Below are 24,275 nucleotides of genomic sequence, written 5' to 3' on the forward strand. Positions count from 1 at the left end.
TTTATGGACTCAATGATTATTTTGCTTATCCTTTTTCTCTTTATCATCTTTTCAATTCCCGCACTTATTTTCCTGATCGCTTATCTCGCAGCCAGAAGCAGGAAAAAGAAACAGAAGGTATTGCTGGAAACCATCGGCACTCCTGAATATTATGCTTTTGTACGCTACAATTTGGGAACTGCTCAGAATGAATTTTTCAAGCTTAAAGCTTTCCAGGGCAGCGGAATTATTTATGTTGAAGGCCGGAATATTCATTTTACAGATACGCTGCACCGGAACCCGCATGTATTTTCCCTGGATGAATGTTCTATAAAATGGGAAGACGTGAATATCGTGAATGGCCTTCTGAAATGGTTTTCAGTAGCGGATCAGAATAAAAAATATTATTTCAATATTGAGAGCGGTATGTTTATCTTCAATACTGATTCTTCAAAACCGACCACAAAAAGTGTTTTCGACAGGTTGGTTACCTATCAGAATGAAATGCCGGTATCTCATCAGATTTAAAATTTCGGCCGAGCCTTTGGCTCCGCCGAAATTCATAAAATACCATTTGAAACGCAAAAAAGCCCTGCTGTAAAACAAGGCTTTTAAAATCAAATATCACTTTACTTTATCAGAACAGTGCTCCGGCTACCTTTTTAATGTTGTCACTTTTACCCATTGAGTAGAAATGTAGAACAGGAACGCCAAAATCCAGCAGCTCCCTGCACTGGCTGATAGCCCACTCGACCCCGATCTGCTTTACGGCTTCATTGTTCTTTGCTTTTTCCACTTCATTAATTAATTCTTCCGGCAGATCAATCTTAAAGATCTGCGGTAAAATCTTCAAATGCTTCTTGGTGGCAATCGGTTTAATCCCCGGAATAATAGGAACAGAAATTCCCATGGCCCGTGCTTTCTGTACAAATTCAATGAACTTTTTATTGTCGAAAAACATCTGCGTTACGATATAATCGGCACCCGCATCTACTTTTTGTTTGAGCCATTTCAGATCATAGTTCATGGATGGAGCTTCCATGTGTTTTTCGGGATAACCGGCTACCCCGACACAGAATTTATTATGTTCATCACATTCCTGCTCTTCGTTATGCAGGTACTTCCCTCTTCCCAAATCATTAATCTGGTGCACCAGATCCATAGCGCTTGCATTCCCGCCCTGGGTGGGTTCAAAATACTGGTGACCCTTCATGGCATCACCGCGTAAAGCCATGATATTGTCTATTCCGAGGTACATACAGTCCACCAGAAGATATTCAGTTTCTTCTTTGGTAAAACCTCCGCACAGCAAATGGGGAACGGTATCCACACTGTATTTATGCTGGATGGCCGCACAGATCCCTAAAGTTCCCGGACGCATTCTTGTGATCCTGCGCTCCATTAACCCGTTTCCCTTATCAATATAAATATACTCCTCTCTGGAAGTGGTTACATCAATGAACGGCGGCTTGAATTCCATCAGCGGATCGATATTCCTGTACAGGTCTTCAATCCCGATTCCTTTTTGTGGCGGCACCACTTCAAGAGAGAATAATGTTTTTCCGTTTGCTTTTTTTATATGGTCTGTGATTTTCATTTTTATTTAGTTACTTAAAATTCCATCAGTTTTTGTAAATCCAATCGGTCAGTAGATTTTCTCCAAGATTGTGATCATCATTGAATGCAAAACTGATTTTGAAACGATACTTTCTGTTATTAAATTTTTCAAAGAAATGTTCGCTCCATATTACCTCAAAATAAGATTTGAGATTAACTTGGTATGTATGTGTTTTATTGGGTTTAATTCTTTTTAACCTGCCCCGATTGGTAAAACAGTCAACATCGTTTTCTGTTCTTTTTACTTTTTCAAACAATTGTGTCTCGTCATTAAAAACTTCAAAATCAACCATTCTCATGTTACAAAAATTAATTTCTTTTGGAACTTTAAAAGATTCATCTCCTGTATTTTTAACGGTCAGTTCAAATTTTCCTGTAGTTTTTAAATCATCTGTTTTTGGAACCGTTGCATATTGACAGCAGCTTTTCTGTCCGGAAACAAAACAGCTTATAAACACGAAAAATAAAATCAGTTTTTTCATTGATTATGTTAATCCGCTAAATTAGGGGACAGCCATTTTCTGGCTTCCTGTAAAGAAATTCCCTTTCTTCTGGAATAGTCTTCCAGCTGATCTTCGGCAATTTTCCCCAATCCGAAATACTTGGCATGCGGGCTTCCGAAATAATATCCGGAAACAGAAGCCGTCGGAAACATCGCGAGGCTTTCCGTTAAATACACGCCGATGTTTTCTTCTACTTTTAAAAGATCCCAGATTGCATGTTTTTCCAGATGGTCCGGACAGGCGGGATAGCCGGGTGCAGGGCGGATCCCTTTGTATTTCTCGGCAATCAGCTCTTCATTGCTCAGGGTTTCCTGATTGGCGTAGCCCCAGTATTCGGTCCTGACTTTTTTATGCAGAAATTCAGCATACGCTTCTGCAAAACGGTCGGCTAAGGCTTTTACCATAATAGCATTGTAATCGTCATGGGCCTTTTCATATTCATTAGACAACTCATCCGTCCCGAAGCCTGTGGTTACGCAGAATGCTCCCATATAATCAGTCTTACCGGAGCTTTGAGGGGCAATAAAATCACTTAATGCCAGATAATCTTTTCCTTTTGACCTCTGGGCCTGCTGCCTTAAGGTTAAGAATTTAGCCTGTTCATAATGGTGCTCATCGTAGATGATAATATCATCCGTCTCATTGGAATTCGCTTTAAAAATCCCGAAAATAGCTTTTGCAGTGAGCAGTTTTTCGTCCAGGATCCTTTTTAAAATCACCTGTGCATCTTTGAACAGTTCCCTGGCCTGTGCCCCGACCACCTCATCTTCTAAAATATTCGGGTATTTTCCGTGGAGGTCCCAGCTCCTGAAAAACGGAGACCAGTCTACAAACGGCAATAATTCATTTAAATCCTGGTTTTCAAAAACCTGTATCCCCAATTGGTTGGGGACGAAAATTTCTTCATGCTGCCAGTCAATTTTAAAACGGTTGTTCCTGGCTTCCTGAAGGGTAACATAATCTTTATCAATCTGTCGGTTCAGGAATTTTTCTCTGAAATCCGAATAGTCATTTTTCAGATCCGAAACATATTCTTTATTCCGGTCGCCCAACAGGGAACTTACAACGTTCACTGCCCTGGAAGCATCATTTACATGGACTACGGCATTTTTATATTTCAGATCAATCTTTACTGCGGTATGGGCTTTTGACGTGGTTGCCCCGCCGATGAGTAAAGGAAAATTCAAGTTCTGGCGCTCCAGTTCTGAAGCAATGTACACCATTTCATCTAAGCTCGGGGTGATTAATCCGCTTAACCCAATGACATCAACGTTATGATCAATGGCGGCCTGGATAATCTTTTCTGCAGGAACCATTACGCCTAAATCTACAATTTCATAATTGTTGCACCCCAATACGACACTTACAATATTTTTACCGATATCGTGAACGTCTCCTTTTACGGTGGCCATTAATATTTTCCCGTTGGCCTTTTGGGTCTGGTCTTTTTCCGCTTCAATAAAAGGCTGCAGATAGGCCACTGCTTTTTTCATGACGCGTGCAGATTTTACCACCTGCGGAAGAAACATTTTCCCGCTTCCGAATAAATCCCCGACTACACCCATCCCGGTCATCAGATTGATCTCAATAACATGTAACGGCTTTGCGGCCTGCTGTCTTGCTTCCTCCACATCTTCCTCGATAAAACGGTCGATTCCTTTTACCAGAGAATGGGTAATTCTTTCCTGCAAAGGGTAAGAACGCCATTCCAGTTCCTCAACCTTTTCTTTTTTTACCGATTTATTTCTTTCAGAATAATCCAGCAGCCGTTCTGTGGCATCTTCTCGTTTATCAAGAATTACATCTTCAACAAGCTCTAAAAGTTCTTTGTTAATCTGATCATACACCTCAAGCATGGCAGGGTTTACAATACCGATGTTCATTCCCGCCTGTATCGCATGATAAAGAAAAACCGAATGCATAGCTTCTCTTACGGTATCATTCCCGCGGAAAGAGAAAGAAACGTTGGAAACGCCTCCGCTCACCGAAGCATAAGGAAGATTCTGTCTTACCCATCGTGTCGCTTCAATGAAATCAACGGCATTCCTGCGGTGTTCATCCATTCCGGTAGCCACAGGGAAGATATTTAAATCGAAAATAATATCCTCTGCAGGAAATTTCACTTCATTGACCAGAATATCATAAGAACGTTTTGTGATTTCCAGCCTCCTCTCGTAGTTGTCTGCCTGCCCCACTTCATCAAAAGCCATCACAATCACGGCTGCTCCGTATCTTTTTATTGCCCTGGCGTGTTTTACGAATTCTTCTTTTCCTTCTTTTAAACTGATGGAATTCACCACACATTTTCCCTGAACCACCTGAAGGCCGGCTTCAAGAATCTCCCACTTGGAAGAATCAACCATAATCGGGATTTTGGAAATATCCGGTTCGGAGCCGATAAGGTTAAGAAATTTAATCATGGAAGCTTTTCCGTCGATCAGGCCGTCATCAAAATTAACGTCAAGAATCTGGGCACCGCCCTCTACCTGGTCTCTTGCAATATCTAAAGCTTCAGAAAACTTCTCTTCTTTTATTAATCTTAAAAATTTCTTGGACCCGGCAACGTTGGTTCTTTCCCCAACGTTGATAAAATTGCTTTCCGGTGTTATAATCAAAGGTTCAAGCCCTGATAATCTTAAATATTTCATCAATTTATTCTTCTAAAATATAATATGCGTTATTCGCATTCTGCTTCAGCAAATGCACATGCTTGCCTAAAGCGGTAACAATGGGAAACCGTTTGTAGCCCAACTGATGTTCTCTAGCAAATGTTTCGATTTCCTCTGTGATTTCATTATAATATGAATAGCTGTAATTCGGGAACAGGTGATGGGCTACGTGGAAGTTAAAATTTCCCAGCACATTTCTTACGAACCAGTTGTTTTCTTTAAGGTCATTGGTTACTTCCAGCTGATGGCGCAGCCAGCTGAACGGAAGCCCGTTATTTTCATCCAGCTTCGGAAAAGCATTGTCAGGAAGCGGATGCAGGGGCAATAACACAAACAGCGCGAAGATACTCGCTGCAATTACCTGCAGGAACCACGCACCGAGAGCCAGCCCGAAAGAAACCTTAAAAAACAGGATCGGTACGGCAATCTGGTAAAAGAAATAAAATAGTTTGTAGCTGATCATTTTTACTTTTTCAATGGCGGGAATTTTTCCCTGTGTTTTCAGGATGACTCTTTCTTTATCAAAAAAATCCCGGAAATCCCGGATAAACATCCAGTTGAACAGATATAAAGGATAAACCAGAAAGAAAAAATAATGCTGGTATTTCTGGATGCCTTTGGCTTTGATCCACGGAATAATCAGGAGAAGACCGCTCTGCTCAATATCGGTATCCCAGCCGTCTACATTGGGATAAGCGTGATGGCTTGCGATATGCCTTTTCTTCCAGATGTAGGAATTGGCCCCTACGAAATCAAAAATCTGTAACACCAGTCCGTTCAGTTTCTTGTTTTTATAAATATTATTGTGGGCAGCTTCATGGATCAGATTCAGATAAATCAAAACCAGTGAAATTCCCATCAGTACAAAAGCTGAGATATAAACCCACGGTTTATCAGCATTGAAAAGTGCAGACACATACAATCCGAAATAGACCAAAGGCAAAATGACAGCTTTGATCTGAATATAAATATCCCTGTTTTCAGGAATTGCCTCTACTCTCTTGTTCACTCTTTTTCTCAGTTCATTAAACAGTTTTGCATCCTCAGAATTTTTTAGATAAATCGGTTTTTCCATATGATAAATTTTTGGTGAAATAAAGATGAATCGATACGGTCTTCTTTACTTCATCCAACAAAAATCATACAAAGTCCTTTATTTTTCTGGGCTTATACTTCTGTACGGTTTCTGCTATGGCACGGATATGATCCGGTGTGGTACCGCAGCACCCGCCGACGATATTGATCAGCCCTTTCTCCACATATTCCCTGATCTGATCTGCCATAAACTCCGGCGACTCGTCATACTGCCCGAAGGCATTCGGTAAGCCTGCGTTAGGATAGGCCGAAACATAAAACTCTGAATTATGAGCTAAGGTTTCAAGATACGGGGTCAGCTGATTGGCTCCCAGTGCACAGTTGAACCCTACGCTTAATAAATTCAGATGTGATACGGAAATTAAAAACGCTTCTGCCGTCTGCCCGCTCAGTGTCCTTCCTGAAGCATCGGTAATGGTTCCGGAAACCATAATCGGAATTTCGATTCCTCTTTCTTCCTGAATTTCATCGATGGCAAATAGGGCTGCTTTTGCATTCAGGGTATCGAAAATGGTTTCTACAAGCAGAATATCGGAGCCGCCGTCTAACAAAGCTTCGCACTGCTGCTTGTAAGCTGCTCTCAGTTCTTCGAAAGTGATGGCCCGGTAACCAGGGTCATTAACATCCGGGCTGAGGCTTGCGGTTCTGTTGGTCGGGCCTATGGCGCCGGCTACAAACCTCGGTTTATCCGGATTTTTCGCAGTGTATTCTTCACAGGCCCGGCGTGCAATTTTTGCTGATTCGTAATTGAGTTCATACACCAGCTCTTCCATACGGTAATCTGCCATGGCAATGGTGGTTCCGGAAAATGTATTGGTTTCGATGATATCGGCACCGGCTTCCAGGTATTTCTGGTGTACTTCATAGATGGCGTGGGGCTGTGTTAAAGACAGCAGATCATTGTTTCCTTTTACCGGATGTTCCCAGTTTATGAAACGTTCGCCACGGTAATCTTCTTCTTCAAATTTATAGCGCTGCAGCATCGTCCCCATGGCTCCGTCAAGAATTAAAATCCTTTCGGACAATGCTTTGTATAACTGTTCTGAATTTTTCATTTTACTTTATTATGATCTGTTTTAAACAGGAAATGAATTTAATTTCTAAAAATTATTTTATCATCAGTACATTGAAAACAAATCTTCAACATAGCCCTGATGGAAGCGGCATCCTTTTTTGCGAGGCGAAACCGAACAAAAAAGATACAGCGGACAGCGGGTGAGATTTTTGTTTCTGAAACCGTATCCTATTGCTCCTGAATCTTTCGAAGCTGCTTATGTCCGTATTATTCCAATGCCTGCTTCAAATCTGCAATGATATCTTCCACATTTTCGAGGCCGACGGAACAGCGCACCAGACCCGCCGTAATTCCTACTTCATTCCTTTCTTCATCAGTCAGCTTGGAGTGGGTGGTTGAAGCCGGATGCGTCACAATAGTCCTGGTATCGCCCAGGTTTGCAGACAATGAGCACATTTTTATTTTATTCAAAAAGTTCCTTCCTCCTTCAACGCCTCCTTTTATTTCAAAGGCCACGATATTTCCGCCCATTTTCATCTGTCTTCTGGCAATTTCATAGCCCGGATGAGAGGGTAAAAACGGATATTTCACCAATTCTACATTCGGCTGGTGCTCTAAAAACGCCGCTACTTTCAGTGCATTTTCACAATGCCTTTCTACACGCACGGCTAATGTTTCCAGACTTTTGGATAACACCCAGGCATTGAACGGAGACATAGCAGGTCCTGTATTTCTTGCGAAAAGGTAAATTTCCCTGATCAGGTCTTCTCTTCCTACAGCCACACCGCCTAACACACGCCCCTGTCCGTCAATAAGTTTTGTGGCGGAATGCACCACGATGTCTGCACCGTATTTAACAGGCTGCTGCAGGTAAGGGGTTGCAAAACAATTGTCTACAATAAATATCAGGTTGTGCTTTTTAGCGATCTGCCCGAAAAACTCCAGGTCCAATACCTCAATGGCAGGATTAGTTGGAGTTTCCAGGTACAGGATTTTTGTGTTCGGCTGAATGTATTTTTCTATATTTTCTGCATCTTCAGCTTTGAAATAGGTTGTCTGAATATTCCATTTCGGGAAATATTTGGTAAACAGCGTGTGCGTAGAACCAAAAACCGACTGACAGCTCACGATATGGTCGCCTGCATTCAGCAGAGTGGCAAACGTTGAATAAATGGCTGCCATTCCCGTTGCAAAAGCATAGCCTGCTTCTGCGCCTTCCATTTTTGTGATCTTATCCGTGAATTCCGTTACGTTCGGGTTTGAAAACCGGCTGTACAGGTTTTTGGATTTTTCTTCGGCAAAGCTGGCGCGCATGTCTTCGGCATCTTCAAAAACAAAGCTTGAGGTTAAAAACAGCGGTGTTGAATGCTCGTCAAACTGGGTTCTTTCAGTCTGCGTGCGTATTGCGAGGGTTTCAAAATTTTCCATAAAAATTAGATTTAATATAACAATGTATCCGTTTATCAGTTTACCAATTCATGGTATCACTTTTAGATTACAATGTTATATTGTTACATCAACATATTTATTTTGTTTCACTGAGTCTTAAAATATCGCCGAAAACTCCTCTGGCGGTTACCTGGGCTCCTGCTCCTGCACCCATGATAACAATCGGGTGTTCCCCGTAACTTTCGGTGTAAATCTCGAAGATTGAATCTGAGCCTTTCAGCTGTCCTAATGCTGAGCCCGCAGGAACAGAAATCAGCTGTACATCCAGTTCGCCTTTGTCCTGCTGCAGATCTCCGTGGAGGTCACCGACATATCTCAAAACATGGCCCGGCTCCTGGTTTTCTTTTATTTTCTGGTATTGTTCATCCAATTCTTCAAGCCTTGTAAGAAATTCCGGTTTGGAAACGGAAAGCAAATGCTCCGGCACCAGATTCTGGATTTTGATATCATTAAATTCATTGATGAGGTCTAATTCTCTTGCCAGGATTAACAGTTTCCGGGCAACATCATTTCCTGACAGGTCTTCTCTCGGGTCCGGCTCGGTATATCCTTTTTGCAGTGCTTCATTGATAATGACTGAAAATTTATCGTCCCTCAAAGAAAAATTATTGAAAACATAACTTAAAGTCCCTGAAAACACGCCTTTGATCCTCGTGATATTTTCCCCCGAAAGATGTAAAAGCTTAATGGTATCAATCAGTGGCAGGCCTGCGCCCACATTGGTTTCATATAAATAGCGCCTGTTGTTTTTGTTGAGGGTATATCTCAGTTTGCGGTATTCTTCAATGGGAAGTGTGTTGAAAATTTTATTGGAAGACACCAGGTCAAAACCGTTTTCTGCCAGTGCATGATAGTTTTTCACAAAATCTGTACTTGCCGTATTATCTACCACGATCAGGTTTTCCAGCTGGTTTTCTCTTGAAAACCTGATCAGGGTCTCAACATGCGAAGGTGTTTCAGCAGTCAGCACCTCATCATTCCAGTTATTCCCGAATCCTTTTTTACTGAAGGCTATTTTCCTGGAGTTGGCCACTGCTACCACTTTAAGATCGATATTTTTACGTCTTTTAATTTCTTCCGAAGATTCCAGGACCTGCTTTATCAGTGTTTTTCCAACATTTCCATGACCGATGATGGCCAGATGTACCGTTTTCGGTTTCTTATAAATTTCAGATTCGATGATATTTTTTGCTTTTTCGCTCTGTGAAGAGGTTACCACGATATTTACCCTTTTTTCACTGGCAATCTGGTTGAGCAGCAAAGGGAACACATTATTCCTGGCGAGTTCCGACAGGATTTTATTAAAATCTTCGGCAACAAAACCCAATACGGATACATTATTGATACTGTAGATCTGAGAAACTTTTCCGGATTTCCGTTCTGCCTCAAATTCATCAATCAGGCAGTTGACGGCTTTTTCAGAATCGCTTTCCTGTACAAGAATAGACAACCCGTTTTCGATTGCCTGCTGGGAAATTACCCCGACACTGATCCGCGCCAGGGTAAGCGCTTTGAAAATCCTTCCGTCAATCCCGATTTCCCCAAGGAAATCTTCTCCTTCAAACTTGATGATTGACCTGTTTTTTAAAAATTTTATTTCGTTGGCACTGTTTTTCATCTTTGCAAAATATTTTTAATGATCGTATTTAATTGTTCGTATTCCATCAGGAAGGCATCATGCCCGTGTATGGACTGTATTTCATGATAGAATACCCGGTTTTTATTCTTTTTCAGTTTATCGCAGCACATTCGGATTTCCGAAGCCGGAAAAAACAGATCGGTATCCACTCCAATCAGGTGTATGTCTGCTTCTATGCTGTCCAGTCTGTCTTCAGGAACATTGATGTTCATCAGAAGATGGTTCATCAGCTGGTATGCTTTCAGACTAAATCTTTCGTTTAATACATTTCCGTGATAAACCAGCCAATCTTCAGATTCCAAACGCTGCTTTTCATTGTTGTAAGTATTTTTAAACCTGCTGTTTAAAGACTGCGGAGTCCTGTAGCACAGCATGGCGTGGATCCTTGCTTTCTGTAAAGGCTCATCATTCTGGTTCAGTAAAAATTTCTGAACAAGGCATTGGGCATGAAGCCAGTCGTGGGTTTTGTAATCACAGGCAACGGGAATAAAAATCTCAGCAAGTTCCGGTTTTTTTGCCAGCATTTCCCATCCGATTCCGCCACCCAAAGACCCTCCGATTATGGCATGTAAGCGGTTAATGCCTACTATTTCCAGTCCTTTTAAAAAGATATTGGCTATATCTGAAGGGGTAAAATCCTCATATTCATCCAATAAAAAACCATCATAGCCATTTCCGGGAATATTGAAGCACAGAACGGTGTACTTATTGGTATCAATGATCCGGTTTTCGCCGATCAGGTTTTTCCACCAGCCTTTTTCCCCCGCCACATCTGAATTTCCGGTTAACGCGTGGTTAACTAAAATAATGGGTGCTGAAAAGAGGGATTTTCCGAAAAGCTGAAAGCTTAACGGAATATGGTATTCCTTTTGGGAATCGGTATGGTACGAAAAATGAATAAGGTTCAGTTCTGTTTTCAATTCTATTATACTTTTATGATAATACAATTGAAAATGCCATGAGAATGGCTGAAAGAAATTTCAGTAAGTTATCTGTCCAGAAATAAATCTGGTAGAACGTAGCACCTTCTTTGCTTGCACAAAGGGTTGCTAAGGTTTCACAGGGTCTAATCCCTCAACCTTTCTTGATAACATTTTCAATATGCTAATGAACGAATGGTGCAAAGATAGAACATATTTTTAAAATATTTATATAAATTTAATTTAATATAGCAAACCCTCATCAGTAAAGGATTTTAGGCGTTATATTACAAATAATTCAAATTTAGGAAGTTGGAATTTTTTATCAAAAAAACTTAACTTCGTATGGAAAACAGGTGAAATATGATTGTAGAAAAACAAAGATTACAAGACAGCAACTGGAAAAACTGGGGCCCCTATGTGAGTAACCGCCAATGGGGAAATGTACGGGAAGACTACAGTCCGAACGGCGATGCATGGAATTTCGCCAATCATAACAACGCAGAAAGCTATGCGTACCGCTGGGGTGAAGAGGGAATTGCAGGAATTTCCGATGCGAAGCAGCTTTTCTGTTTCGCCCTTTCTTTCTGGAACAAGAAAGATAAAATTGTAAAAGAGCGTTTCTTCGGGCTCAGCAATCCTCAGGGTAACCATGGAGAAGATATCAAGGAAATTTTTTACTACCTCGATAATACCCCGACCCACAGCTACATGAAGATGCTGTATAAATATCCCATCAATGAATTTCCCTATGACGACATCCGTGCTGAAAATGCAAGACGCAGCAAAAAGCAGCCTGAATATGAAATTTTTGATACCGGGATTTTTGACAATGATGAATATTTTGATATTTTTATTGAATATGCCAAAGCAGACTACCATGATTTCCTGGTACGGGTAACGGTATTCAACAGGAGTGATAAAGACGCGCCTATTGTGGTTGCACCTACCGTATGGTTCAGGAACAACTGGAAATGGGGCTATAATACGTATAAAGGACAGACGAATGCCTCTCATGAAGGATGTATCAACATTAACCATGACAGCATTCCTGTTAAGAAGTTTTATTCAAGGAACATTAATGCAGAAAGCGCTTTCTGCGACAATGAAACGAATAATCCGAAATTGCGCGGGACGCCTTATCCGGGCCATACTTATTTCAAAGACGGAATCAATGATTATATTATTTACGGGAGCAATACCGTTAATCCTGAGAAAAGAGGGACGAAAGCTTCATTTTTAATTGATGACACGGTTAAAGCCGGACAGTCAAAAACATTTGATTTCAGGCTGTCACCTGACGAATCAGATAATCCTTTTCAGGATTTCGACAAAATACTTCAGGCAAGAACCGATGAAGCGGATGAGTTCTACGCTGACCTTCAGAGTGATGTAGAAAGCGAAGATGAAAAGAATGTACAGAGACAGGCATTTGCAGGACTGCTTTGGAATAAACAGTTTTACCATTACAACGTGGGAAAATGGCTGAAAGGGGATCCCAACTATGAAGCGCCCAGAGACTTTAATCACTATGTAAGAAATACGGAGTGGAACCACCTTCACAATAAAGATATCATTTCAATGCCCGATAAATGGGAATATCCGTGGTATGCAACATGGGATCTTGCTTTTCACTGTGTGCCGTTTGCCATCATTGATGCCGAATTCGCAAAAGGGCAGCTTCTGTTACTGACAAAAGAATGGTACATGCATCCCAACGGACAGCTTCCGGCTTATGAGTGGAACCTGAGTGACGTGAATCCGCCTGTTCATGCGTGGTCATGTTTCAGGGTTTTTAAAATTGACGAAAAGCAGAACGGGAAACCGGACCTCTTATTCCTGGAAAAAGTTTTTCAGAAGCTGCTGCTGAATTTCACGTGGTGGGTTAACCGCAAGGATAAAAACGGGAAAAATATTTTCGGAGGGGGCTTTCTCGGCCTTGATAACATCGGGGCCTTTGACCGGAATATGATATTAAAAGACGGCCAGCATCTGGAACAGGCTGACGGAACCAGCTGGATGGCCATGTATGCACTGAATATGATGCGGATTGCCATGGAGCTTGCCCAATATTATCCGGTATATGAAGATATGGCCATTAAGTTTTTTGAGCACTACCTTTATATTGCCGAAGCCATGGAAAACCTGGGTGACGGCACAAAAGGGCTGTGGAATGAGGAAGACGGCTTTTTCTATGATGTGTTGCAGCTCGGGGACGGGGACAGTGTTTCACTGAAGCTCAGAAGCATCGTAGGACTGATCCCAATGTTTGCGGTAGAAATTATTGACCATCACCTGCTTGATAAGATGCCCAATTTCGTAGAAAGAATGGACTGGGTACTTAAAAACAAACCTGAGTTGACCAAACTGGTATCCCACTGGGAAGAGGAAGGCCAGGGAAGAAAACACCTGATGAGCATCCTGCGTAAAAACAGGCTTTCCAAAGTGCTGTCCAGAATGCTGGATGAGAAAGAATTCCTGAGTGACTACGGAATCCGCGCGATGTCTAAAGTGTATGAGGAAAATCCTTTTGTCTTCTCTGTTCACGGGACTGAGAATATGGTTTATTATACTCCGGCAGAAAGCGACAGCCGGATGTTCGGAGGTAACAGCAACTGGAGAGGGCCGATCTGGTTCCCTATTAATTTCTTAATTGTGGAAAGCCTGCAGAGGTTCCATTTTTATTACGGGAACAGCCTTAAGGTTGAACTGCCTACAGGAAGCGGTGAACCTAAAAACCTTGATGAAGTGGCGCAGAATATCAGCAGCAGGCTGTGTTCTATTTTCCTGAAGGATGAAGTGGGACAGCGGCCTTTCAACGGGGGCAATGCAAAATTCAATTATGATGAGAACTTTAAGGATTATATCACCTTTTTTGAATATTTCCACGGTGATAACGGCCGCGGCGTGGGTGCTTCCCACCAGACGGGCTGGACAGCCACTGTTGCAAAACTGATGAAGCCGAGGCTATCGGTTTGATAACTTTTATAAATTTGTAAAGCCTCTTCATCAGAGGCTTTTTTCATTTACGTACCACATAATATTCACTCACTCAATAGAAAAAAGCAGATCTATAGTTAAAATCTATATCTTAATTAACATAATATTATTATTTTGATATTTTAAGTGAAAATTCAATATGAAAATTTAATTTCCATTGAAACTTTATTAATTTATTAACTATATTAGCGCAATAAATCTAATAAAAGTTTATGAAACAAAAATTACTATCTCTCACTGCTGTGGCACTTACAGCAATGTTTACCAACCAGTTTAACGCCCAGGAATACCAGCCAATGCCGGTTCAGACCGGGTTTAATGCTGATGTTATCGCTAACGGAGTAGGCCCTGCATCATCTTCTACCAACAGTGATGTAGACGGAGTAAATTACGCATTTTTATCCCGGGATCTTCAGTTATTAGCCGGGAATGCACCGCTTGCTTATGGACTTCCTATTAACGGAATTATTAATTCTGCGGTTTCGTCTACATCAGGGTTATCCTATCAGATGGCTTCTTACAGCGCCAATAATTCACTGAGGCTTCTGGCTGCAGGAGACAACGGAACCCTTATGTTCACGACACCTCTTTCCGTAAATACCCTCTATATGCTGGCTACCGGCGGAAGCGGATCCTGCACGGTAGATGTAGACGTGAATTTTACAGATAATACTTCACAGACCTTTACAGGGGTGAATATTTCAGACTGGTACGGTGGAAGCAGCTATGCCATACAGGGAATCGGTAGGATTAATACTGCAACGAACGCCCTGGAATCCGGAAACGGTACCAACCCGAGGTTGTATCAGATTCCTCTGACAATAGATCCGGCAAACCTCTCGAAAATTGTTAAAAGTGCAACCGTAACCAAAACAGGAACCGGAGGAATCCCGAATATCTTCGCTTTCTCTGCTGACGCTTATAATGCATGCGGTTCTGTGTCCAATATTACCTATACTTCCACCATGACCAGTGCAACCGTAAACTGGACAGCTCCTGCAAGCGCGCCGTCTTCAGGGTATCAGTATTATTACAGCACCTCGGCCACTCCTCCTACAGCATCTACCGTTCCTACGGGAAGCCTTCCGGCAGGAACAACTTCGGTTACGCTGAATAATCTGACAACAGGTCAAACTTATTATTTCTGGGTAAGAGCCAACTGCGGATCCGGACAGAGCTTCTGGAAAATGAAAGAAATAGCTACAGGACAACTTTCAGCAACTTATACGCTTGGTGATATCAATACAATGTACAATACAAATGTAACGACTACATCTACAACCAACTGTGCAGGAGCCCTGAGCATCAATATCCCTGCAGGGTATAAAATAAAATCAACGGCTGTTTCCTACACGATGACCACTGCAGGCAACGGCTGGATGGCTGAACAGAAAAGCCTTTTGGCATGTACCACCAACAATACTACGGAGTCTGCAGTGTCATCCGGATCAGGATCAACCACGGGAACCTTTTCTTATAACAGAACAGGCCTTACTTTGGCAAATGACCTTACAGGGACTGTCAATTTTGAACTGAGAGCATGGAGAAGCTACGGAGGATCTGACTGCGGAGCAGATTACAACAAAGTAGACGGCTCAACTTTTAAGGTGACCGTAACCCTTCAGCCTTTGGTTCTGGCTACCAATGAAGTGAATGCAAAAGAAAAAGAAAGAATTGCTTACCCAAATCCGTTTGTGGATACTTTACACCTTGAGAAAGCGGAAAATGTGAAAAAAGCAGTAATCACAGATCTTTCAGGTGTTATTGTACAGACTTTTGAAAACCCATCTTCTGATTTATTCTTAGGAGGTGTAAAATCAGGAATGTATATCTTAACATTAACCATGAAAGACGGTTCTGTAAAGAGCATGAAGACGATTAAAAGATAATAAGCATACTAATTTATATTGAAAAATGCGGATCAAAATTAATTTTGATCCGCATTTTATTTTTATCTGAACTAAAGTTTAAGCCTGAACAATTTCCCCGTTCACATAAACTTCATAACTGATTTCCACATTCGGTTCTAACGTCTTGGAAACGGAACAATATTTCTCGAAAGACAGCTGTGCCGCTTTCTGTGCTTTTACAGGGTCAACACTTCCCTCCAGCATAAATTTAACTGTAATTGATTTAAAAGGCCTGGCATCATCTACAGGAATTCTTTCCCCTTCCACTTCCGCCTTAAAACCGGTGATTTCCTGCCGCTGTTTTTTCAGGATCGAAACTAAGTCAATACCGCTGCATCCCGCTACCGCCATCAGGACACTTTCCATCGGTGACACTCCTTTGGCACCGGGCTGGGACGTATTATCCAAAAGAATTGAATTTCCCTGGGCATTGGTACATTCAAACAAATAATCGTCATTAATTCTGTTAAGTGTTATTTTCATTATTGCTTATTGCTTATTGCTTATTGCTTATTGCTTATTGCTTATTGCTTATTGCTTATTCAAAATTATAAAATTCCTCTGGCTTTAATTTCCAGGTATTTATTGATCACATCAACACTTAGATTTTCCGGCAGTGTGTAAACGGTATAAATCCCGTATTTACGGAGCTCCTGGATGATCAGTTTTTTCTCAAATTCAAATTTTTCTGCAATAATTTCATCATAGATTTCCTGCATGCTTTCAGGGTTTTTATGGATCAATTCCTGGAGTTCTGAATTTTTAAAGAAGACCACCACCAATAGGTGATTCTTTGCAATTCCACGGAGGTATTTCAGCTGGCGGTTCAGTCCGTCCAGCGTTTCAAAATTGGTAAACAGGAGAATTAAACTCCGCTGATTCAGGGAGTATTTTACATCCTGGTATAATCTGTTGAAATCACTTTCAAAAAAGTCGGTTTTAATATTATAAAGGGCTTCAGATATTTTTCTCAGCTGCCCGGATTTGTTTTCCGCCGCAATTTTATTTTCTGTTTTCTTAGAGAATGTCATCATTCCCGCACGGTCTCCCTTTTTAAGGATGATATGCGACAGTGCCATGGTTGCATTGATGGAATAATCCAGTAAACTCAATCCTTTAAAAGGCATTTTCATGGTTCTTCCGGTATCAATCAGCATAAAAATCCGCTGTGATTTTTCATCCTGAAACTGGTTCACCATCAAACGGCTGGTCTTGGAAGTTGCTTTCCAGTTAATGGTTCTGATATCATCCCCGGGAACATAGTCTTTGATCTGCTCAAATTCCATTGTATGCCCCAGCTTTCTTATTTTTTTAATCCCGCCAAGCAAAAATTCGCTCTGAAGTGCCATCAGTTCATATTTTCTCAGGTGAATAAACGACGGATACGACGGCAGGGCTGCATCTTTCTGGAATGTAAATCTTTTTGAAACGAAGGCTAAAGGCGATGAAATATACACATTCAGGTTCCCGAAATGATATTCCCCGCGCTCTTTCGGCTCCAGGATATACTGGAAAAAACTGTTCTTTCCTGATTCAATCTGTTTCTCAATTAAAAAGTCCCTTTTCTGGAACTGAAACGGAATTTCATCGATGATCTTAGCGGTGACCGTAAAACCGTAATTGTTTTTAATATCAATTTTCACCGGGTTTTCATCGCCGTTCGACAGCTTTTCGGGTAAAATCCGCTGGGCCAGGATCCCATCCTTCCGGTTGAACACAAAAAGGTAATCCACCATAACCGCCAGAAAACACAACAGCAAAAGGAGGTGCGCCGCGATCATCAGAAACGGAAAGAAAAATGCAAAAACATACAAAATCCCCACCCCGATGAGTGCGAAGAAAAAGCGTGTATTGATGTATAGGTTTTTCATTTTTTATAAGGGCTCAGGGTTTAGGAATCAGGGTTTAGATAACGAAATGTATTTTCCTAAACCCTATGCCCTAATACCTAATTTATCTCGGGATTTCTATTCCTTCTAAAATCTGTCTGATGATTTCGTCTGCAGTTAAGCCTTCCATTTCCCGCTCCGGCGATACGATTACGCGGTGTCTCAATACGGCATAACTTGCTTCTTTAATGTCTTCCGGTGTTACAAAATCCCTTCCTCTTAAGGCTGCAAATGCTTTTGAAGCGGTTAGCAATGCCAGACTCGCTCTCGGGGAAGCACCCAAATACAGGAATTGGTTTTCCCGGGTATTGACAATGATCTTAGCAATGTATTCGATCAACTGGGATTCAACAATAATTTCTTTTACCAGATGCTGGTAGTTTTTTAGCTGCTGTGCAGTAATTACTTTGTTAACGCCTTCTGTCTTATCTTCTTTTTTACTTTCGTGCTGGTTTCTGATAATGGCAATTTCATTTTCAAGAGTCGGGTAGCCCACATTTATCTTGAATAGAAAACGGTCCAGCTGTGCTTCCGGAAGCCTGTAGGTTCCTTCATGCTCAATAGGGTTCTGTGTGGCTACTACCAGGAATGGCTCTTCCATGGTATACTGTGTTCCGTCCATTGTAATCTGCCGTTCTTCCATCACTTCAAACAATGCCGCCTGGGTTTTTGCCGGTGACCTGTTGATCTCATCAATCAAAATGAAATTGGAAAAAATGGGACCCTGTTTAAATTCAAATTCTGAATTCTTTACATTGAAAATCGAAGTCCCCAGAATATCCGAAGGCATCAGATCCGGTGTAAACTGAATCCTGCTGAACCCTACATCTATGGTTTTGGCCAGCAGTTTTGCCGTAATGGTTTTGGCCACTCCCGGTACGCCTTCAATTAATACGTGGCCATTTGACAAAAGCGCGGCCAGAAGATGCTCCACCATATTTTCCTGGCCTACGATTACTTTGGCGATTTCAGCTTTTACGTTATCAAGGCTTTTACGGAGCTCAATCATATCGATTCTCGACTCAAACTGCTGTTCTTTTTTGTCGAAATTAATGGAACTCAGATTTTCTGTATTTTGGTTTTCAAGATTTTCCATACTTTTATTTAATTTAACAATACTGCAGCTGATCAATTTGCGAATTAAAAAACTGTCAGATTGTTATTTTGACTTTTTAGGTTGTTACTTTTTAAATGATCTGATCAAGCAGCCGGTTCATTTTCGCCAGGTCTTCTTTCATGACGGAAGCATAAGGATCCAGTGCTTTTTTTATAAAATGGGTCGCTTCACTGATCATCTCCATCGGTTTCCCGGTTTTAAGCTGAAGCTTTTTTTCAAATTCTTCATCCAGTTTCTGGGTATCAATAAGGAGGTCCATTCTTACTTTATTCAGGAAATACTGGGCTTTCTTCGCCATCATATCATGGAAATCGCCTTCCTGTAAATATAAATTCCCGATGCTCTTTACAAAATCTACCGATGTATTTCTTAACGGCTCTGTCACCGGCACAATACGCTGTTTCCTTTTTGCATTAAAGAAAATAAACAAAACCAAACCACCCAGGAATATCCACCATGCATATTTCAAAGCCGGGTTTGAAAGGATAAACCTCAGGAAAAACTGTGAGTTTTTTGAACCGCCTTCTACAAACCATACGGTTTCCCTGTCACCAAGGTACGAAAAAACATCCTGCGCATATTGTACGCTTCCGCGCTTCAGCAGATAGTAATTGGTAATAAAAAGCGGCTCACAATGGACGTAAATATTTCCTTTGCCAAACTTTACCCTGATAAAATTGGCCTGGTCCGTATTATTTTTTTCAACAGTTTTACCCAAGACTTCCACACCGGGTTTTATGAATGTGAAGCCTCTCCCCGACGGAAACTTATCCAGCCTGATAAAATCATTCTGATATTGGGTATCGGTAAGTTTCAATACATTTTCGTCTTCAAAAGAAATCTTAGAATCATAATACCCGATGCTGTCTGAAATGTCTTTCGGAATATCCGTAACAATCAGCATGGCATCAGAACCGCCGGAAACCTGATCCAGAATTTTATTCCAGGACTGTTTATCAAGGTCATTTTCAATAACTAAAATATTATGCTGCTTCTTCTGATTCTGATTGTAGTAGTCGTAAGGCGTCTGGTCAATCTTCTTAACTTTATTTTTAAAAAGACCATTGATTTCGCCGGCAAAAACAAATAACCCGAAAGGCGACTTCTGATTGATATCAAAATTTTTCCTCCAGTCCGTACTCTCCGTTTTATTGACTTCAAACAACGCCAGAATAATCATCACAACGATGAAAATCACAGCATATATTTTGAAAGTTTTGTTCATGATACAGTTTAATTACAGTTTAAAGGATTGGTACTGGCTTTTAAATTTCAGGTAGCTTTCTTCATTAATGCTGAATTCCCCGTACCAAACATATTCAAATATGTAGGAAAGGTCATAAAATTCATTTTTCAGGTGAGGTGCTTTCAGTTCTGCCACATAATCTTTATTGGTTTTTTCCGGATTCCATGAAATCAGCTTTTTATCACTCAGCTTTTTTAAGACAAACAGGAACTGGTATCTTACTGCGGAACGGAAATCCCCGGATTTTTCAAACTGCAGGATGCTTTCAGGAAAATTGATTTCATGGATATTTTCATGGAGTTCTTCATCCCGGATCTCCACTTTCTTATTTCTCTTCCCGAACAGGAAGTTTCCGTCCTTCCCTATCAGGTATCTGATGATGAAATACAGAAGGAACCCTACCAGGAGAATCGCAAACAGGCGGATCAGCATTCCGGCAACATTACCTGATTTCCTGAATACCGTCTCACCGAAAATGGCTTCAATGATTTTATAAACCTTCTGCATCAGCTTTTCCCAAAATGACATCCGGGGTTTTACGGTAGTATAATCAAAATCTTTCCCTTTGTATCTTGAGAGTATATTTTCTTTAAATTTTTTAGGATACAGGGTATTCTGTGTCACCGGATGTTCAGACAAAACAGAATCTGCACGGTACATGTTTCTGTAATGCCCTGTATTTATTGAATCTACATAAACCTCTTCCACCGGCACCGGTTCATCTTCTGACTGGGCAAAAGTATACCCGGCAGAGAAAAAAATCATTGATAAAATAAGAACCTTATTCATTAATCCCGATGGTTTCTATTTCTTCCAGTTCCATTTTCTGATGCAGGTCTGTCCTGTTGTCATAATACATCAGTCCTGAATTGATATACAGGACATTCATCAGGAACATCGAAAGCAATGAAGAGATTCCGTAAAGAAAAAATATCATGATGCCAAAGCCTCCCGTCAGAGGGTTTTGCTCGAATTCGCCATCCGGAGAAGCGGTGGTCAGTTTTGCCATGAACAGAATCATGGGAACAGCCGAAAGTACTCCGCTTACGATGTAAAAAAGAATGCCCATAACAATGGTTGAGCCCCAGTATTTCCAGTACGGAGACTTTTCTCTTCCGTTCGGATAGGAAAACTGCGCCCTTATTGCATAGCTTAAGCTTTCAAAAAAGCCTCTGTTTCCGTTAAAATAATCGTAACACAGGAAAGTAATAATGTTAAACAGTGTTGGGGCAACAAAAAGGATCAGCACAATTCCGATCAGGATAATGATCAGGAAGTAAGAAAACCCGAACAGGACTGTTGCAACCGGCATCACCAGGAAAGACAGCCCGAAATAAGCCTTGATTACTTTCTTCCGGTTGGTTTTAAAATCACTTAAGATATCGTCTGTTTTTATTTCTTTGGCTCCTTCTGCGATCCTTTTCATATAAAAAACAGGAAAAAGGAAATTAATGGTCATCAAAGCTGTATACAGGATAAACAGCAGAATACCTGAAATAATGAACAGCCCGAGATTATCTGTAAAATACTGCTCAAAATAATAGCTCTCGCCACTCATATTCGATCCGAAAAGCACACCGAAAAATTCCCTGAAGCCCAGTACAATGACCACGACCATCAGGATCAGCAATAAGCCGTTCAGAAGGATAAAATTTTTAAAATAGTTTTTCCCGTGTACTTTAAAAAATGCAAAACTGTCACTGATAAAAGTCCCGAAATCTCTCTTTTTATATAGCTGCATCATTGATCTGGTTATTAATTTTTTTGTTGACGATTGAAGGATACAGAAGGTAATAAAATCCTATTACCGCTAAAGACCCGAAGATAATAATCAGGTTCAAAAACAGCGGCATTTCCAGCGCATGCCTGGTTACATATCCTTCGATAATCCCGGCACAGACCGTAAACGGAATGGTGCTTAAAAATATTTTAAATGAATCCCTGAACCCGTTTTTAAATGAATTGAATCTTGAAAATGTTTTGGGGAATAAAATAGAAGCTCCTAAAATCAGTCCGCACATGGCTTCTACCACCATTGAAAAGATTTCAAAAACACCGTGAAGCCAGATGCCTCTTGCGCTATCCTTTAAAGCTCCGTAATCATAGAAAAAATACTGGAAGGCTCCCAGCATGACACTGTTGGACAAAAGTGCCCACAGCGTTCCCACGCCTCCGAAGATTCCGTAAATATAAAGCTTGGCACCTACCCCGATATTGTTAAAGATAATTCCGATGGTGCTTCCCCAGGTGGAACCGCTCTGGTAAATCCCGACTGCATTTCCGGATTTGATATTTTCTATGGTCTGGTTGACATATCCTTCGCCTAAAATAATATTGGCAAAATCTTTATCATAGATGGCAGAAAGCACCCCGATGAGTGTAAACAAAACAAAAAAGAGAAAAGAATAACCTAAATACCTTCTGTACTGATACACCAGCAAAGGTACTTCGGTACTGAAAAAATACAGGACCCTGTTCTGCTCTACCCGTTTTGTCTTATAGATTTTCTGGAAGATCTGCGAGGACAGATGGTTCAGGTAAACGGTTGTATTGCTTTTCGGGTAATAGGTCTGTGCGAATGAAAGATCATTGACAAGGTTGATATACAGCGACGAAAGGTCATCCGGATTTTTTTTGATTTTCCCCTGGATAACCTGCTCGATTCCCAACCATTTTTCTTTATTTTGTTTAATAAAATAAACTTCTCTCATATTGTAAGGCTAAAATAATAAAAATTATGTCTCAAATCGCGATTAATACCTCACAAAATGTAAATATTAATTTCAATACAGCCAGTGTGGGAGACCGGATGATTGCATTCATCATTGATCTTCTGATTAAGGTGGCCTACGGGATTGCGGTTTTTTATATTTTTTTCAATCTGCTGGATCTCGGGTATTTATTAAGCGGGCTGGATCAGTGGTCTGTGATGGCTGTTTATATCATTCTTCTTTTCCCTACGGTTATTTATCCTGTTGTGCTTGAAAGCCTGATGGAAGGGCAGACACCGGGCAAGAAAGCGATGAAAATCCGTGTCGTAAAAATAGACGGTTACCAGGCCGGCCTTGGAGATTATATGATCCGTTGGGTATTCAGGATTATTGACACTTCTTTTGCCGGGGTTATAGGCCTGATTGCGATGGTGGTCTCAAAGAATAACCAGCGCCTGGGAGACATGGCCGCCGGAACAGCTGTGATTTCCTTAAAAAACAACATCAATATTTCGCATACGATTTTAGAAAACATCCACGAAAGTTACATTCCTACCTTCCCTCAGGTTATTGCTTTAAGCGACAATGATATGAGAATTATTAAGGATAATTATTTGAAGGCACTGAAAGTGGATGACCGGCAGATCATCAGCAAGCTTTCAGATAAGATCAAAAGTATTTTAAAGGTAGATATTGATGCAAAGATGACGGAAAGACAGTTCATCGGGATCATCATCAAAGATTACAATTATTACACGGGCAGGGATAACTAATCTGATGTTATTTAAATATCATATTTCATCATTTCACAACAACAGTACATTTTATATTTCAAACATATAACTAAGCCATAACTTCCTGATCTACTTCAGGACCGCAGCGGTGTGGTTTTTGTATTTTAATTATGTAAATATTAGCGTATGAAATTTGAAAATAATAAATCAGGAAACGGCGGCGTCATTACATTAAGTAATGAAATAAAAGAAGTGGGCAGGCTTACCTATACGGTTTTTCCGGAAGACAACAGGCTGGTTATTTCTTTTGTTCTGGTCCATCGTGAGTTTGAAGGCCGGGGAATGGGAAAATTTCTTGTAGAAGAAGCCATTAAGTTTTCAAGAGAGAATAATTATAAAGTGTATCCGCACTGTTCTTATGCAAGAGCCGTAATGCGCAGGATGAATGATGTAGAAGATGTTTTTCTGAATAATTAATTAGTATTATTAATCTATACATGAGAAAGACCGTTATTGACGGTCTTTTTAATTTTTTGTAACTTTATTTAGGTACAACCGGTCCTCCCGGGCACTGTATTCCATTGCAGTTAACAAACCCGCACGGTGGAAGTTTCGGATCGCAGCATGAAATAACGCACTGAGGATTTTTATCTCCTGCATACATACTTTTAAGCTCATTTTTAGACAGGGTTTTAAATCCTTTCATTTCTGATTTTTTCATTTTAATTAATTTTTGGTGTTAATAGAGTTGCATTTTTCATTGAATGCACAACAAACAACAC

General features: G+C 40.8%; 21 protein-coding genes and 1 riboswitch. Of the genes, 5 read left to right on the plus strand and 16 right to left on the minus strand.

Features of this window, described 5'->3' with window-relative positions; translation table 11 throughout:
* The first annotated feature begins 3 nt into the window (after window positions 1-3).
* Window positions 4-507, plus strand: a complete 504-nt coding sequence (locus ASE55_RS04095) for a hypothetical protein (RefSeq protein WP_056215931.1) — start codon at window positions 4-6, stop codon at window positions 505-507.
* Between the two features lie 109 nt (window positions 508-616).
* On the opposite strand, the gene metF is transcribed toward ASE55_RS04095, so the two are convergent.
* The 8 genes from metF to ASE55_RS04135 form a co-directional block, all read right to left on the minus strand.
* Window positions 617-1,576: a methylenetetrahydrofolate reductase [NAD(P)H] gene (gene metF / locus ASE55_RS04100; protein ID WP_056215934.1), complete on the minus strand. Its 960-nt coding sequence runs from the start codon at window positions 1,574-1,576 to the stop codon at window positions 617-619.
* A gap of 25 nt (window positions 1,577-1,601) precedes the next feature.
* Window positions 1,602-2,078 (minus strand): hypothetical protein, encoded by a 477-nt coding sequence (locus ASE55_RS04105; protein ID WP_056215937.1) that lies wholly within the window; start codon window positions 2,076-2,078, stop codon window positions 1,602-1,604.
* Window positions 2,079-2,086: 8 nt separating this feature from the next.
* A complete protein-coding gene (gene metH, locus ASE55_RS04110) occupies window positions 2,087-4,747 on the minus strand; it encodes a methionine synthase (RefSeq protein ID WP_056215939.1) in 2,661 nt (886 codons plus the stop codon).
* A 4-nt stretch (window positions 4,748-4,751) separates the two neighbouring features.
* Complete coding sequence (locus ASE55_RS04115) at window positions 4,752-5,843, minus strand: fatty acid desaturase family protein (RefSeq protein WP_056215942.1); 1,092 nt, start codon at window positions 5,841-5,843, stop codon at window positions 4,752-4,754.
* Between the two features lie 64 nt (window positions 5,844-5,907).
* Window positions 5,908-6,918 (minus strand): homocysteine S-methyltransferase family protein, encoded by a 1,011-nt coding sequence (locus ASE55_RS04120; RefSeq protein WP_056215945.1) that lies wholly within the window; start codon window positions 6,916-6,918, stop codon window positions 5,908-5,910.
* Window positions 6,919-7,145: 227 nt separating this feature from the next.
* Window positions 7,146-8,306 carry an O-succinylhomoserine sulfhydrylase gene (locus ASE55_RS04125; protein WP_056215949.1) on the minus strand — a complete coding sequence of 387 codons (1,161 nt, stop codon included), beginning with the start codon at window positions 8,304-8,306 and terminating at the stop codon, window positions 7,146-7,148.
* A gap of 97 nt (window positions 8,307-8,403) precedes the next feature.
* Window positions 8,404-9,945 (minus strand): ACT domain-containing protein, encoded by a 1,542-nt coding sequence (locus ASE55_RS04130; protein WP_056215951.1) that lies wholly within the window; start codon window positions 9,943-9,945, stop codon window positions 8,404-8,406.
* On the minus strand, window positions 9,942-10,886 hold the full coding sequence (locus ASE55_RS04135) for an alpha/beta fold hydrolase (protein ID WP_056215954.1): 945 nt from the start codon (window positions 10,884-10,886) through the stop codon (window positions 9,942-9,944). Before ASE55_RS04135 ends, ASE55_RS04130 begins: the two co-directional genes overlap by 4 nt.
* 65 nt (window positions 10,887-10,951) lie before the next feature.
* Window positions 10,952-11,060, minus strand: a riboswitch (SAM riboswitch).
* A gap of 189 nt (window positions 11,061-11,249) precedes the next feature.
* On the opposite strand from ASE55_RS04135, the gene ASE55_RS04140 reads away from it, so the two are divergent.
* Window positions 11,250-13,865, plus strand: coding sequence for an MGH1-like glycoside hydrolase domain-containing protein (locus tag ASE55_RS04140; protein WP_056215955.1), 2,616 nt, complete (start codon window positions 11,250-11,252; stop codon window positions 13,863-13,865).
* 233 nt (window positions 13,866-14,098) lie between these two features.
* The gene (locus ASE55_RS04145; protein ID WP_082474339.1) at window positions 14,099-15,775 is read left to right on the plus strand and encodes a fibronectin type III domain-containing protein; all 1,677 of its coding nucleotides are present in this window, start codon (window positions 14,099-14,101) and stop codon (window positions 15,773-15,775) included.
* Window positions 15,776-15,853: 78 nt separating this feature from the next.
* Here ASE55_RS04145 and ASE55_RS04150 read toward each other — a convergent pair whose 3' ends face one another.
* From ASE55_RS04150 to ASE55_RS04180, 7 genes are all read right to left on the minus strand, one after another.
* Window positions 15,854-16,279, minus strand: a complete 426-nt coding sequence (locus tag ASE55_RS04150; RefSeq protein ID WP_056215959.1) for an OsmC family protein — start codon at window positions 16,277-16,279, stop codon at window positions 15,854-15,856.
* A gap of 65 nt (window positions 16,280-16,344) precedes the next feature.
* Window positions 16,345-17,667: a DUF58 domain-containing protein gene (locus ASE55_RS04155; RefSeq protein ID WP_056215961.1), complete on the minus strand. Its 1,323-nt coding sequence runs from the start codon at window positions 17,665-17,667 to the stop codon at window positions 16,345-16,347.
* Between the two features lie 82 nt (window positions 17,668-17,749).
* Window positions 17,750-18,781 (minus strand): AAA family ATPase, encoded by a 1,032-nt coding sequence (locus ASE55_RS04160; RefSeq protein ID WP_056215980.1) that lies wholly within the window; start codon window positions 18,779-18,781, stop codon window positions 17,750-17,752.
* Window positions 18,782-18,872: 91 nt separating this feature from the next.
* The gene (locus ASE55_RS04165; RefSeq protein ID WP_056215963.1) at window positions 18,873-20,027 is read right to left on the minus strand and encodes a hypothetical protein; all 1,155 of its coding nucleotides are present in this window, start codon (window positions 20,025-20,027) and stop codon (window positions 18,873-18,875) included.
* 12 nt (window positions 20,028-20,039) lie between these two features.
* Entirely contained in the window at window positions 20,040-20,837 is a 798-nt protein-coding gene (locus tag ASE55_RS04170) for a DUF4129 domain-containing protein (protein ID WP_056215964.1), read from the minus strand.
* Window positions 20,830-21,792 carry a DUF4013 domain-containing protein gene (locus ASE55_RS04175; protein WP_056215966.1) on the minus strand — a complete coding sequence of 321 codons (963 nt, stop codon included), beginning with the start codon at window positions 21,790-21,792 and terminating at the stop codon, window positions 20,830-20,832. Before ASE55_RS04175 ends, ASE55_RS04170 begins: the two co-directional genes overlap by 8 nt.
* A complete protein-coding gene (locus ASE55_RS04180) occupies window positions 21,776-22,759 on the minus strand; it encodes a stage II sporulation protein M (protein ID WP_056215968.1) in 984 nt (327 codons plus the stop codon). The genes ASE55_RS04175 and ASE55_RS04180 overlap by 17 nt, the downstream gene beginning before the upstream one ends.
* Window positions 22,760-22,785: 26 nt before the next feature.
* On the opposite strand from ASE55_RS04180, the gene ASE55_RS04185 reads away from it, so the two are divergent.
* Both ASE55_RS04185 and ASE55_RS04190 read left to right on the plus strand, forming a co-directional pair.
* Window positions 22,786-23,532, plus strand: coding sequence for an RDD family protein (locus ASE55_RS04185; RefSeq protein ID WP_056215970.1), 747 nt, complete (start codon window positions 22,786-22,788; stop codon window positions 23,530-23,532).
* Window positions 23,533-23,679: 147 nt separating this feature from the next.
* Window positions 23,680-23,970 carry a GNAT family N-acetyltransferase gene (locus tag ASE55_RS04190; RefSeq protein WP_056215971.1) on the plus strand — a complete coding sequence of 97 codons (291 nt, stop codon included), beginning with the start codon at window positions 23,680-23,682 and terminating at the stop codon, window positions 23,968-23,970.
* Between the two features lie 64 nt (window positions 23,971-24,034).
* Here the strand turns inward: ASE55_RS04190 and ASE55_RS04195 are convergent, their stop codons facing one another.
* Window positions 24,035-24,214: a hypothetical protein gene (locus tag ASE55_RS04195; protein ID WP_056215973.1), complete on the minus strand. Its 180-nt coding sequence runs from the start codon at window positions 24,212-24,214 to the stop codon at window positions 24,035-24,037.
* Between the last annotated feature and the right edge of the window lie 61 nt (window positions 24,215-24,275).

The organism is Chryseobacterium sp. Leaf201 (assembly GCF_001421435.1).
Lineage (GTDB): Bacteria > Bacteroidota > Bacteroidia > Flavobacteriales > Weeksellaceae > Chryseobacterium.